Source organism: Caulobacter sp. RHG1 (assembly GCF_013181195.1).
GTDB lineage: Bacteria > Pseudomonadota > Alphaproteobacteria > Caulobacterales > Caulobacteraceae > Caulobacter.
Genome location: NZ_SMZP01000003.1, coordinates 566,842 through 580,274, shown reverse-complemented (window position 1 = coordinate 580,274; position 13,433 = coordinate 566,842). Strand labels below are relative to the sequence as shown.

10 protein-coding genes are annotated in these 13,433 nt (G+C 67.7%); 2 read left to right on the top strand and 8 right to left on the bottom strand.

The annotated features are described in order from the left end of the window. Positions 1-60 precede the first annotated feature (60 nt). The 4 genes from E1H18_RS10540 to E1H18_RS10525 form a co-directional block, all read right to left on the bottom strand. The gene (locus tag E1H18_RS10540) at positions 61-294 is read right to left on the bottom strand and encodes a hypothetical protein (RefSeq protein ID WP_172267294.1); all 234 of its coding nucleotides are present in this window, start codon (positions 292-294) and stop codon (positions 61-63) included. Positions 295-437: 143 nt separating this feature from the next. After that, positions 438-1,091 (bottom strand): fructose-6-phosphate aldolase, encoded by a 654-nt coding sequence (fsa, locus tag E1H18_RS10535; protein WP_172267291.1) that lies wholly within the window; start codon positions 1,089-1,091, stop codon positions 438-440. Positions 1,092-1,165: 74 nt separating this feature from the next. Next, a complete protein-coding gene (gene rfbD / locus E1H18_RS10530) occupies positions 1,166-2,041 on the bottom strand; it encodes a dTDP-4-dehydrorhamnose reductase (protein WP_172267288.1) in 876 nt (291 codons plus the stop codon). After that, positions 2,038-2,583 (bottom strand): HAD-IIIA family hydrolase, encoded by a 546-nt coding sequence (locus E1H18_RS10525; RefSeq protein ID WP_172267285.1) that lies wholly within the window; start codon positions 2,581-2,583, stop codon positions 2,038-2,040. Before E1H18_RS10525 ends, rfbD begins: the two co-directional genes overlap by 4 nt. A 94-nt stretch (positions 2,584-2,677) precedes the next feature. Between E1H18_RS10525 and E1H18_RS10520 the strand changes: the two genes are divergently transcribed. After that, complete coding sequence (locus E1H18_RS10520) at positions 2,678-3,835, top strand: AGE family epimerase/isomerase (protein WP_172267282.1); 1,158 nt, start codon at positions 2,678-2,680, stop codon at positions 3,833-3,835. On the opposite strand, the gene E1H18_RS10515 is transcribed toward E1H18_RS10520, so the two are convergent. Beyond that, positions 3,819-5,129: a mannose-1-phosphate guanylyltransferase/mannose-6-phosphate isomerase gene (locus E1H18_RS10515; RefSeq protein WP_172267279.1), complete on the bottom strand. Its 1,311-nt coding sequence runs from the start codon at positions 5,127-5,129 to the stop codon at positions 3,819-3,821. The genes E1H18_RS10520 and E1H18_RS10515 overlap by 17 nt on opposite strands. A 93-nt stretch (positions 5,130-5,222) precedes the next feature. Beyond that, positions 5,223-7,259 carry an NAD(+) synthase gene (locus E1H18_RS10510; RefSeq protein WP_172267276.1) on the bottom strand — a complete coding sequence of 679 codons (2,037 nt, stop codon included), beginning with the start codon at positions 7,257-7,259 and terminating at the stop codon, positions 5,223-5,225. Positions 7,260-7,457: 198 nt separating this feature from the next. Here E1H18_RS10510 and tkt point away from each other — a divergent pair, with 198 nt between their 5' ends. Further along, positions 7,458-9,419, top strand: a complete 1,962-nt coding sequence (gene tkt, locus E1H18_RS10505) for a transketolase (protein ID WP_172267273.1) — start codon at positions 7,458-7,460, stop codon at positions 9,417-9,419. A 59-nt stretch (positions 9,420-9,478) separates the two neighbouring features. On the opposite strand, the gene E1H18_RS10500 is transcribed toward tkt, so the two are convergent. Together E1H18_RS10500 and E1H18_RS10495 are read right to left on the bottom strand one after the other, a co-directional pair. Then, positions 9,479-10,396, bottom strand: coding sequence for a glycerophosphodiester phosphodiesterase family protein (locus tag E1H18_RS10500; RefSeq protein WP_172267270.1), 918 nt, complete (start codon positions 10,394-10,396; stop codon positions 9,479-9,481). A gap of 17 nt (positions 10,397-10,413) precedes the next feature. After that, positions 10,414-13,389, bottom strand: a complete 2,976-nt coding sequence (locus tag E1H18_RS10495; RefSeq protein ID WP_172267267.1) for a TonB-dependent receptor — start codon at positions 13,387-13,389, stop codon at positions 10,414-10,416. Positions 13,390-13,433: the final 44 nt, after the last annotated feature.

Here is a 13,433-nt window from a genome sequence, read left to right as displayed (position 1 = left end):
CTACCGGAGGTGAAACGATCTCACCCTAGGTAGGCGCCATCTGAGGAAAAACAAAAGCGGTTAGGCGAGCCCGGCGGTCCGACGAAGCCGGATCCATTCGCGGGCGAACTTGCGGCTCAGGCAAACGTCCTCGAACACCACCTTGCGCTGCTGGCCCAGCAGCTCGGGATTGTCGTGGACGATCACGAACGGGAAGTCGTTGGCCGAGAGGAAACCCTGCAGGAATCGCGAAAAGCGGTCGGCCTCTTCGGGGCCTGCCAGGCGCACTTCGGTCTCGGCGGTCATGGTAGCCATATCAGGTGGCCCCCTCTGTGGACGGACCACCCTAACGCGCCAATTCGCATTTGCGAACCAGCTTCGCCGTCGCAAAATGAACTTTGATCACTTGACTCCGATCCGGACGAGCAGGAACACCCGTCCGGCCGGCGGAAAGTCCGTTACAGGATGGATTGACCGGTCGAGGCCCAGTCCTTCAGGAACTGCTCCAGGCCCTTGTCGGTCAGCGGGTGCTTGTAGAGCTCGCTGAACACCGCCGGTGGGATGGTGACGACATCGGCGCCGGTGATCGCGGCTTCCTTGACGTGGGCGGCGTTGCGCACCGAGGCGGCCAGGATTTCGGTCTCGTAGCCGTAGTTGTCGTAGATCGTGCGGATGTCGCGGATCAGGTCCATGCCGTCGAAGCCGTAGTCGTCCAGGCGGCCGATGAACGGCGAGACGAAGGTCGCGCCGGCCTTGGCGGCCAGCAGGGCCTGGGTCGGCGAGAAGCACAGGGTGACGTTGGTCTTGATCTCTTCGTCGGCGAAGGCGGCGCAGGCGATCAGGCCATCGCGGGTCAGCGGGATCTTGACCACCACGTTGGGGGCGATGGCGGCCAGCTTCTTGCCTTCGGCGATCATGGCGTCGGCCGTGGTGGCGGCCACCTCGGCGCTGATCGGACCCGGGCAGATGTCGCAAATCTCGGCGATGACCTCGAGCATCGGACGGCCCGACTTGGCGATCAGGGTCGGGTTGGTCGTGACGCCGTCGATCAGGCCGGTCGAATTGAGGTCGGCGATGACCTTGGTGTCGGTGCTGTCGAGGAAGATCTGCATGGTCGCTGCGCTCTGTTCTTTCTAACGAAGGTTCCGTCGGGTTTAGCCCGACCAGCGGCCTTAGGCCAGACTTGTCATACCAGCGATATGAGACGGTCCGCCGTGCGCTCGACGGCCGGGCGCCAGAGCTCGGGCGTGAAGCCGAACACGGTCTGTAGCTTACTCGTATCGAGCGGCGTGCGCGGCGGTCGCGGGGCTGGCTCGGCGAAGGCGGCCTGGGTGGTCGGCTCGACGCGGGCGCGGACCTGGGGATCGCGGTCGATGGCCGCCCGGGCGAACTCGAAGCGGCTGGTCTCGCCGGCATTGGCGAAGTGGAACAGGCCGAACGCCGGATCGCCGGCCGGCGCAGCGGCCCAGCGCGGCGCGGTGGCGATCAGGAAGCTGGCCAGGGCCTCGCCGTCGGTGGGCGTGCCGAACTGGTCGGCCACCACCTTCAGCACCTCGCGCTCGCGGGCCAGGCGCAGCATGAAGCTGACGTAGTTGCGGCCATAGCGGGAAAAGACCCACGAGATCCGCAGCACCACCGCGCGGGGATAAAACAGCACCGCGTGCTCGCCGGCCAGCTTGGAACGGCCATAGACATTGATCGGCCGAGCCTCGTCGGTCTCGACATAGGCGCGGTCGGCCAGGCCATCGAACACCGCGTCGGTCGACAGATGCACGAACGGCAAGCCGCGCGCGGCGCAAGTCTCGGCCATCGCCCCCGGCGCCATCGCATTGACCGCGAACGCCGCGTCGGGCTGCGCTTCGGCCGGATCGACCTGGGTGAAGGCTGCAGTATTGAGGACCAGGTCGCAATCGGCGCCCAGGATCGCGGCGCGGATGGCTTCGGGATGCTCCAGGTCGCAGTCAGCGCGGGACAGAGCGACCACCTCGACGCCAGCAGCCTTCGCGGCGGCCTGGACGGCGGTGGCGACCTGGCCGGTCTGGCCGAACTGCAGGATCTTCATTTGAGGTCCGGAACCCGGTCGCCCAGCACCTGGGCTACGAACGCCCGCAAGCTCCCGCCCTTGAACAGGTAGCCCGGCATGCCCGCGCGATTGCCGGCTTCGACATCGATATGGCGATCGCCGATGATCACGGCCTCCTCTGGAGCCAGGTTCCAGTCGGCCAGGCCGCGCAGGACCATGCCGGGATTGGGCTTGCGGTCGGGATGGTCGGCGACGCGATACATCTCGACGGCGGCCAGTTCGTGGAACGGACAGTGGTAGAAGGCGTCGATCCGGCCCCCGACTTCGCCCAGCTGCTCCTGCATGGCGGCGTGGAAGCGCTCCAGCGCGAATTCATCGAAATAGCCTCGGCCGATACCCGACTGGTTGGTGACCACCAGCACCTTCAGGCCCGCCCTGGTCATGGCCGCCACCGCCTCGCGGGCGCCGTCGATCCATTCCAGCCGAGCCGGGTCATGGACATAGCCATGGTCGATGTTCAGCACGCCGTCCCGGTCCAGGAACACGGCCTTCAGCGGGGGGAGCGCGACGGGGCTGGTCATGGGCGCGAGCACTAACCTGACCCACGTTGAAAGGCCATGCCGTCTTGGCGACGTCACACAACCTCGCCTAGAAAGGCGGCGACTGGAGCTTCGTATGACCAATTTCGCCGACGCTGCCTATTTGCGCGACCGCCTCAAAACCTGGGCGACGGGCGCGGCCTATCCCCTGTGGTGGACGATCGGGGCCGATCACGACAAGGGCGGCTTCTTCGAGAAGCTCGACCTGGAAGGCGAACCGGTCGACGGCCCGCGCCGAGGCCGGGTGTTGCCGCGGCAGATCTTCTCGTTCGCCATCGCCGGCGAGCTGGGCTGGACCGGCCCCTGGCGCGAGGCGGTCGAGCACGGCCTGGACTTCTACCTCAAGGCCTATCGCCGCTCCGATGGCCTGTTTCGCACCCTGGTCGGGCCGAACGGCGAGAGCCTGGACGAGACCGCCGACCTCTACGACCAGGCCTTCGCCCTGTTCGCCCTGGCCGCGGTGGCCAAGGTCCTGCCCGAGCGAGCCGAGGAGGTTCGCAGCATCGCCGTCCAGGTGCGCGACAAGCTGTTCGCCGAGCGCAAGCATCCCGTTGCCGGCTTCCACCAGACCAACCCGCCGACCGCGCCGCTGCAATCGAACCCGCACATGCATCTGTTCGAGGCCATGCTGGCCTGGACCGCCATCGACGAGGATCCGGTCTGGCGCGCTCTGGCCGACGAGATCGCCGAGCTGGCGCTGAGCAAATTCATCCACGAGGGCAGCGGCCAGATCCGTGAGTTCTTCGACCTCGACTGGAACCCGGCTCCGGGCGTCGACGGCCGGATCTGCGAGCCAGGCCATCAGTTCGAGTGGGGCTGGCTGCTGCTGCGCTGGGGTCAGCTGGCCCACCGCGCCGACGCCACGGTTGCGGCGTTGCGGATGATCGACGCCGCCGAGACCCACGGCACGGATCCGGGCCGCGGCGTGGCGATCAACGCCCTGCTCGACGACTTCTCGGTGCATGACGACAGCGCCCGCCTGTGGCCGCAGACCGAGCGGATCAAGGCCGCGGCCCTGGCCGCCGAGATCATCGGCGACACCAAGTACTGGGACATGGCGGCGGCCGCCGCAGAGGGCCTGCTGGCCTATCTGCGCACGCCGGTTCCAGGCCTATGGCGCGACAAGTACCAGCCCGACGAGACCTTCGTGGAGGAGCCGGCGCCAGCCAGCTCCTTCTACCACATCGTCCTGGCGATCGCCGAGCTGGACCGGGTGGTCAGCGCGGCTTCGTGACCAGCAGCGTGGCCGCGCCGATGGCCCGACCGCGCGCTTCGCCAGCCAGCGGGATGACCGCGCCGGCGGCATAGACGCCGCCGTCCAGCTCGAGCCCGCCTTCCAGCAGCTGCACGGTCGAGGCCGGTAGCACGACGATTTCACCGGCCGGAGCACGGCGCAGCTCGACGTCGAAGCCGTCAGTCGACACCAGGGTCTCGGCGCCGCTCGGCGAAGCGCTCTTGCGCGAGGCGATCGATCGGCCCTTGGCCTTGAGGCCGTCGACCAGGATCTTGACCGCCTGGCTGTCCTTGCGATGGCAGACCAGAACCGCGTCGGGCTCGGCCACCACCACGATGTCGCTGACGCCGATCACGCCGACATAGGGGCCGGTGGTGCGGACCAGCACGCCCGAGGCGCCGTGCAGATCGACGTCGCCGTCCTGGGCGTTGCCGTCGCTATCACGCGTAGAGGCTTCCCAGATCGCGTCCCAGGCCCCCAGGTCCGACCAGGCGAAGGCGGCCGGCACGACGGCGGCCTTGGTCGTGCGTTCCATCACCGCGTAGTCGAGCGAGATCTTCTTGGCCTGACCGAACGCCTCACGGTCGAGGCGGCCAAGGCCGTTCTCCAGCGACAGGGCGGCGACCACCGCCTTGGCGGCGTCGGCGACAGTCGGCTCAAACGCGGCGAACTCGCCCATCAGGGTCGCGGCCTTAAAGGCGAAATTGCCGCTGTTCCAGAGATAGCCTTCCAGCAGATAGCGCTCGGCCGTGGCCTGGTCGGGCTTCTCGACGAAGGCGGCGACTTCGCTGACCGAACCGTCCAGCAGCGGCGCGCCGGGACGGATATAGCCAAAGCCGGTGGCCGGCACGGTCGGCTGCACGCCGAAGGTGACGATGTAACCGCTTTCGGCCGCGCGCGAAGCGGTGACGGCCGCCTCGCCGAAGATCTCGGGCTGGGCGATGTGGTGGTCGGCGGCCAGCATCAGAACGACGCCGTCCGGATCGCGGCTCTCGACATAGGCGGCGGCGGCGGCGACAGCCGGAGCGCTGTCACGGGCCTCGGGCTCGACCAGGATGGTGGCTGCGACGCCCAGCTCGGCGGTCTGGTCGGCCACGAATCCGATCATGGCCTCGCCGGTGACGACGACGATCTCGGCGACGCCGGGAATGTCCTTCACCCGCAGCACCGTCTCCTGGAACGAGGAGCGGTCGCCGACCAGCTTGAGGAACTGCTTGGGCTGGTCGCTGCGCGAAGCCGGCCAGAGACGCGTGCCTGAGCCACCGCACAGGATCACCGGATAGATCGAAGCCAAGATAAACCCCACCGTGTTTTAGTCTTTGGCCCCTGATAGGGCCTTATTGTGAAGGGGCTTAAAGGCAAAGCCGTCGGGAACGAAGAGTTTTCCTCAGACCGCCACGTTGGCGTGCAATTCGGCCAGCCAAGCGTCTGCGGTCGCGTCCGAGGGCATCCGCCAATCGCCGCGCGGGGACAGGGCGCCGCCCGACGAGATCTTGGGTCCGTTGGGCACGGCCGAGCGCTTGAACTGGTTGGCGAAGAACCGCTTGAGGAACAGCTCCAGCCATTTCTTGATCTCGGGGAGGTCGTAGGCCTTGCGCGCATCCTTGGGCAGGCCGACCGGCCAGCCGCCATGGCCGGCGTCGTGCCAGGCGCTCCAGGCCAGGAAGGCGATCTTGGAGGGGGCCATGCCGTAGCGGCTGAAATAGTAGAGGTTGAAGTCCTGCAGGGCGTAGGGGCCGACGAAGCTCTCGGTGGCCTGCGTCTTCTCGCCCGGCACCAGCTCCGGCGAGATCTCGGTGGCCAGGATGTCCTCCAGCAGCGCCGTCGTCGTCGCCGGCACGTCGCCCGAATGGGCGACGAAGCGGATCAGGTGCTGGATCAGCGTCTTGGGCGCCCCGCAGTTGGGGTTGTAGTGGCTCATATGGTCGCCGACGCCATAAGTGCACCACCCCAGCGCCAACTCCGACAGGTCGCCGGTGCCAACGACCAGCGCGCCATTGTGGTTGGCCAGACGGAACAGATAGTCGGTGCGCAGCCCCGCCTGCACGTTCTCGAAGGTCACGTCGTAGACCGGCTCCCCGCGTCCGAACGGATGGCCCAGATCCTTCAGCATCTGGGTCGCGGCCGGGCGGATGTCGAGTTCGGCGGCGGTGACGCTCATCGCCTCCATCAGCCGCCAGGCGTTGGCCTTGGTGTGATCGGAGGTCGCGAAGCCCGGCAGGGTGTAGGCCAGGATATTGGTGCGCGGCAGCGACAGCTGGTCCATGGCCCGGGCCGCCACCAGCAGGGCGTGGGTCGAGTCCAGCCCGCCGGAAATGCCGATCACCAACTTCTTCAAGCCCGAGGCTTCGAGCCGCCGCGCCAGGCCCTGGACCTGGATGTTGTAGGCCTCGTAGCAGTTCTCGCGCAGCTTGGCGGGATCCGACGGCGTGAACGGGAAGCGCTCGATCGTACGCGCCAGGGCCAGGTCGCCGGCCGGCGGCGTGAAGGTGAAGGTCGCGGTCCGGAACGGGACCTTCGGAGGCGACAGCGCCATCGCGTCGCCGAAGCTGCCGACTCGCATGCGTTCCTGGCGGATCCGATCGACGTCGATGTCGGCGCAGGTCCAGGCCGGTCCGGTCGAGAAGCGCTGCGTCTCCGCCAGCAGCTGGCCCATCTCGTGGATGTCGACATGGCCGTCCCAGGCCAGGTCCGTCGAGCTCTCGCCCGCCCCCGCCGCCGAATAGACATAGGCCGCGATCATCCGCTCCGACTGGCTGGCGCACAGCAGGCGACGGGTCTCGGACTTGCCGATGGTGATGTTGCTGGCCGACAGGTTGAGCAGGATCTCGGCGCCCGCCAGCGCCTGGGTGGTGCTGGGCGGCGTCGGCGTCCAGACGTCCTCGCAAATCTCGACACCAACCGTGAATGCCGAGACGCCCTCGCCGCGGAAGAGGACATCGGTCCCAAATGGAACGTCCTGGCCAGCCAGGCTTAGCGTCTTGCCCGTGACCCCCGCACCCGGCGTGAACCAGCGGCGCTCGTAGAATTCGCGATAGTTGGGCAGGAAGCTCTTGGGCACGACGCCCAGGATCTTGCCGCCCTGGATAGCCACCGCGGTGTTGTAGAGTCGGCCGCCGTCGCGCAGCGGCGCACCGACCACGATCATCGGGGCCAGCTTCTCGCTCTCCCGGGCCAAAGTCGCGATCGCCGCCTCGACGGCGTCCAGCAGGGCGTTCTGCTGCAAGAGGTCGTCGATCGTGTAGCCGGTCAGGCCCAGCTCCGGAAACACGATCACCGCCACCCCGGCCTCATGCGCCTCGGCGACCAAGGCCAGCACCGAGGCGGCGTTCACGGCCGGGTCGGCCAGCTTCACCTTCGGCACGGCGGTGGCCACCCGGACGAAGCCGTGGCGGTAGGGCGAGAAGAACGACGGACTACCCAACGGATCGGCCTTTCAGGTTATGCTGAAAATGAGCATAAGTCGCGCTTCAGCTATAGCGCCCACGGACATTGTTGCATAGCGCCCACGAGAGACGTCCGGCTCCCCGTTTAACCCCGTGTCGCGGGTTGACCCCCCGGGGTTCCCATGCGACTGCGCCCCTCGCGCAGCCCCGCAAAACATAACAAAGACGGAACTTCCATGCCCGTTTCGCCCATCAAGATGGCCGACGCGATCCGCGTCCTTTCCATGGACGCCGTGCACAAGGCCAAGTCCGGCCACCAGGGCATGCCGATGGGCATGGCCGACGTGGCGACCGTCCTGTGGGGCAAGTTCCTGAAGTTTGATGCCTCCCAGCCCGACTGGCACGACCGCGACCGCTTCGTGCTGTCGGCCGGCCACGGCTCGATGCTGCTCTATTCCCTGCTTCACCTGACCGGCTTCAAGGCCGTGACGATGAAGGAGATCGAGAACTTCCGTCAGTGGGGTTCGCTGACCCCCGGCCACCCGGAAGTCCACCACACCCCCGGCGTCGAGACCACCACGGGACCGCTGGGCCAGGGCCTGGCCACCGCCGTCGGCATGGCCATGGCCGAGGCGCACCTGGCCGGCCGCTTCGGTTCGGACATCGTCGACCACCGCACCTGGGTGATCGCCGGCGACGGCTGCCTGATGGAAGGCGTCAGTCATGAAGCCATCAGCATCGCCGGCCGCCTGAAGCTGAGCAAGTTGACGGTGCTGTTCGACGACAACAACACCACCATCGACGGCGAGGCCACCATCGCCGAGACCGGCGACCAGGTCGCCCGCTTCAAGGCCGCCGGCTGGGCCGTGAAGGTCGTCGACGGCCACGACCACGGCAAGATCGCCGCCGCCCTGCGCTGGGCCACCAAGCAGGACCGCCCGACCATGATCGCGTGCAAGACGCTGATCTCGAAGGGCGCGGGTCCGAAAGAAGGCGACCCCCACAGCCACGGCTACACCCTGTTCGACGACCAGATCCGCGACGCCCGCGTCGCCATGGGCTGGGACGCCGAGCCGTTCACCGTGCCGGGCGACATCGCCACGGCCTGGAAGAGCGTCGGCCGTCGCGGCGCCAAGGTCCGCAAGGCCTGGGAAGCCAAGCTGGCCGCCTCGGTCAACGCCAGCGAGTTCAAGCGCGCCATGCGCGGCGAACTGCCGGCCACGGCGTTCGAGGCCGTCGACGCCCACATCGCCAAGGCCCTTGAGACCAAGCCGGTCAACGCCACCCGCGTCCACTCCGGTTCGGCCCTGGATCACCTGATCCCGTCGATCCCGGAAATGATCGGCGGCTCGGCCGACCTGACCGGCTCGAACAACACCCTGGTCAAGGGCATGGGCGCGTTCGACGCCCCGAACTACACTGGCCGCTACGTCCACTACGGCGTGCGCGAGTTCGGCATGGCCGCGGCCATGAACGGCATGGCCCTGCATGGCGGGATCATTCCCTATTCGGGCACCTTCCTGGCCTTCGCCGACTACAGCCGCGCCGCCATCCGCCTGGGCGCGCTGATGGAAGCCCGCGTCATCCACGTGATGACCCACGACTCCATCGGCCTGGGCGAAGACGGCCCGACCCACCAGCCGGTGGAGCAGGTCGCCAGCTTGCGCGCCATCCCCAACCTGCTGGTCTTCCGTCCGGCCGACGCGGTGGAAGCCGCCGAGTGTTGGAAGGTCGCCCTGCAAAGCCAGCGCAGCCCGTCGGTCATGACGCTGTCGCGCCAGAAGACCCCGCACGCCCGCACCAGCGCCGGCGACCTGTCGGCCAAGGGCGCCTACGAGCTGCTGGCCGCCGACGGTGGTGAAGCAGCCGTGACGCTCTTCGCCTCGGGCACCGAGGTCGGCGTCGCCATCGCCGCCCGCGACATCCTGCAGGCCAAGGGCAAGCCGACCCGCGTCGTCTCGACCCCGTGCTGGGAACTGTTCGACAAGCAGGACGCCGCCTACCAGGCGTCGGTCATCGGCTCGGCGCCGGTCCGCGTGGCTGTCGAAGCCGGCATCAAGATGGGCTGGGAGCGCTTCATCGGCGAGGACGGCAAGTTCGTCGGCATGAAGAGCTTCGGCGCCTCGGCACCGTTCGAGCGCCTCTACAAGGAATTCGGCATCACCGCCGAAGCCGTCGCCGAGGCCGCGCTGAGCTAAGGCTCGGCATAGCCCGCAAAGACAGCGGCCCCGGCGGAGACGCCGGGGCCGTTTTCATGTCAGCGCTTGCAGCTTTTCAGCTTCGGCCTGTGAACCGCCAGCCACGCCTTCAGCGGCAACGGATTGTCGGTCTGGATCGCCCCGACCCCGGCCGCGGTCATCGCCCCCCACACCGCGTCCGGATCGACCAGGGCCTGGTCGTCGAACGCGGCTTCCCGGGTGTTCAGGCTGTTGACCCACAGGCGGGCGCAGGCCTTGTGCAGATGCTCGGCCAAGGGCTTGGCGGCGGCAATGGTCTTGACGTTGATCTCGTAGCCGATCGGCTTGAGCGCCTTGTAGCTGTCGATCACCGCCAACGGATCGGCCCCCAGACGGCCGGGCTGGATGTTGGGATTGTAGCGGATCTTGTCGCTCCACCACGGCTGGGCCAGCACCACTTCGGCCGGTTCGCCCGACTTCAGCAGCACCTGGTCGCCCATGCCGCGCGCCACCGCCATCCTGTAAGCTTCCTCATAGACGTCGGCCTTGGCGTCGACATTGATCAGGATCCGGCCCTTGGCCAGATCCAGAGCTTCGACATAGGTCGGGACCCGGCGGTCGGTCAGCGCAGCGTTGGGGCCGCCCTTCTCGGCCTTGACCCACAGGGCCTGGATCTCCGCCAGGGTGCGGGCGGCGACCGGTCCCTGGCCGTCGGTCATCCGGTCCAGGGTCTCGTCGTGCATCAGGACCAGCTGGCCGTCGGCGGTGCGCCGCACGTCCAGCTCGACCATGTCCACGCCGAACGCGATGCAGGCGCGCACCGCGTCCAGGGTGTTCTCCGACACGCCGCGCCAACAGCCGCGGTGGGCCACGACCATGACCTCGCCGTCGGGCCCGGCCAATCGCCGCTCCAGGGCCTTGGTCCAGTCGTCCGCGGACACCGGACCGCTGAGCGAGAGCGCCAGAAGCGATGCGCCAAACAGCTTGATGAGCGTCATGGTCGAGATCCTTGCTTCTAGAGGCCCGGCGTCCAGGTCAGGCTCAGCCAGGCCACGCGCGGCGTGCTGTAGCTGTCCTTGAGCATGTCGCGGTTCGGGCCGGTGACGCTGGTCAGGCGGCTGCGGGTCAGGTTGCTCACCTCGGCCACCAGGGTCAGGTTGGGCGAGATCGCATAGCGCGCCTGCACGTCGAACTGGTGACGCTGGTCCCAATAGGCGTCCTGCCAGGCGATGTCGGGCGTCACCGCCCGCAGCGCCTGGTCGGTCCAGTTCCAGGCCGCGCGCAGCTCGAACGGACCGCGCGCCCAGAAGGCCGAAGCGTTGGCGATCTTCTTGGGTTGGCCGACCAGGCCGCCGATCTTGCGGGTGCGGCCGCCCGCCAGCGGCAGCTCGATCTTGCCGTCCAGGATCGAGAAGTTCCCCGACACGCCGAAGTCGTGCAGCCACGGATGGACGAACTCCAGCGAGTTGAAGCTGGCCTGGGTCTCGATGCCCGAAGCCCGTGCGCCGGCGGCGTTCTTGGGCTGGACGACCGAGGCGTTGACATAGGTCACGCCCTGATAGGTGTAGCCCTGGCTGATCCCGTCGAAGATCTCGTCCTTGATGTCCTTGTAGAACAGGCCCGCCGCGACGATGCCGCCGCGATCGTTGGACGGGTACCATTCCAGCGACAGGTCGTAGTTGGTCGACAGGCGCGGCTGGATCTCGGGATTGCCCAGGCTGACCGAGACGTTCAGCGCGTTGGCGTTGCCCTCGTCGGCGGGCCGCTCGAAATTGATCGAGGCGCGGGCGGCATAGGCCTCATAGCTGGGCCGGCCCAGGGTCTGGCTGGCGGCGGCGCGCAGGCGCAGGTCCGGATTGAAGTCGTAGGAGCCTTGCGCGAACGGCAGCAGCTTGTCGTACTGCGAGCCGGTGTCGAACGGCCGCCAGGCGTTGGCCACGCGGATGCGGCTGGTCGTGTCCAGCTCGGTCTTGTCGTAGCGCAGGCCGGCGCTGAAGCTGGCGTTCTGGGTGGCGTAGCGGCCCATGGCGTAGACGCCGTAGTTCATTTCCTCGTGCTCGAAGTCGTCCTGGTTGTTCGAGCCCAGGCTGTCGCCCTCCAGGATGCTGCTGCGGTAGGTGTTGAACACCTTCCAGCCCAGGGTCGGGTCGATGGTGATCAGGTGGTGGCCCTGCTGGTGATAGGGCAGGCGCACATTGCTGATCTGGCCGATCTCGGCGAGGTTGAAGTCGCGGCCATTGGGCTTGTACTGCGCGCGCTCGAAGTCATAGGCCATGGTGTTGCGCAGGGCCTGGGCGCCGACGGCCCAGCCGAAGCCCAGGTCGTCGCCCTCGTAGTTGCGGCGATAGTCGATGCGCACGCCATCCACTTCCGACTCGATGTCGCGGGCGTTGGTGCGCCAGTAGTCCGCCCGATACAGCGACAGGTTCCGGTAGACGCCCGGATTGTCCAGATTGAAGCTGAAATGGAACGGCGTGGAGTCGTAGGTGAAGGCCAGGTCCTTCAGCGCCCCGACCACGCCGAAGGTGTCGGCGCCGGCCGAGTACTTGATCATGGCGTGCGGTTCGCTGGACTTTGCGCGGGAGGCGCTGGCCCGGATCGAAAACACCCCGTGGTCGTCCGGGCGCCAGTCGGCGGCGAACTGGGCGATGTTGGTCGTGCTCTTGGTCTCGCCTTCGCGATAGCCGACCTCCAGCGAGGCTGAGCTGTAGCGACCGCTGGTGTCGGTCTGGGCCGAAACCGCGGCGTTGCGGCCGTTCAGCAGGATCTCGTTACGGCGATAGGCGTCGTTGAAGACATAGCGGCCCAGCATCACCGACAGATCGAGATTTTCGCTCGGACGGGCCTCGAACTTGCCGGTCACGCTCCAGCGCTCGCGGTCGTTCTGATTGTACCAGTACTTGTCCTGCTGGGCGACGAGGCGGCCATTGCCCAGCGAGCCGTCGGTCACCCGCACGCCAGCGTTGGTGTAGACATTGTAGAAGGTGCTGTCCGACGTCATGTGGGCGTCAGTGCTGCTCTGCAGCTTCTGATAATTGGCCGAGACCACGACACCGAACTGGTTCTCGGGACCGAAGGTCAGGGAGCCGGTGGCGGTGCTGCGAAAGCCGAAGTCGGACTGGCGCTGCGGCTTGCTCTTGTCGCTTGTGTGGGCGCCGCCGGCCTCGAGCGCGAAGAACCGGCCCTTGGCGTCGAAGGCGCTGCGGGTGCGCAGGTCGATGGCGCCACCGACGGCGTTGGGATCGAGGTCCGCGCTGAAGGTCTTGTTGACGACGATGTCGCTGACGAACGAGGTCGGGAGGATGTCCAGGCGCACGCCCCGGCCGGCCGAACCCGAGCCCGACAGCGGCACGCCGACCGAGGCGACCGGCAGGCCGTTGATGGTGACGTTGTTGTAGGCCTGGTTCAGGCCGCGCAGCACCGGGCTGATGGCCTCGTCGCGCGGGTGCTCGTTGTCGCTGACCGGCAGGACCGAGACGCCGGGAATGCGGCGCAGAACGTTGATGACGTTCAGATCCGGCAGGCGCTGCATGTCGTCGGCGCTGACCGCATCGACGATGCCTTGCGAATTGCGCTTGATGGCCACGGCCTGGGCCTGGGCCCGGCGCTGACCGGTGATGATCAGGCTGTCGATCTCGTTGGCCTCGACGGTCGCCGCCGCAGCGGTCTTGACGGGCGCGGCCTCGGCGGCCGGCAGCACCACGATGGCGCCGTCGCGGACCTCGTAGGTCAGGGTTGTCCCGACCAGCAGGCGGCGCAGGCCCTCATGGGCCGGCATCGGGCCGGTGACGCCGGCCGTGCGCTTGCCGCGCAGGTGCGAGCCGCCGACGATCTCGATGCCGGTGGCGCGCGAGAAGCTGTTCAGCGCGGTGGCCAGGTCGCCGGCCGGAATCCGGAAGTCGACGCGCGCGGTTTGGGCCTGGGCATAGGCAGGCGCGGCCACGGCCACGGCCATGACGAGCGCGGAGGCGCCGAGAAGAAGCGGTTTCATGATGGTCCCCGATGCGGCAGGTCACGGCCTGCTCGTGGGGAAGG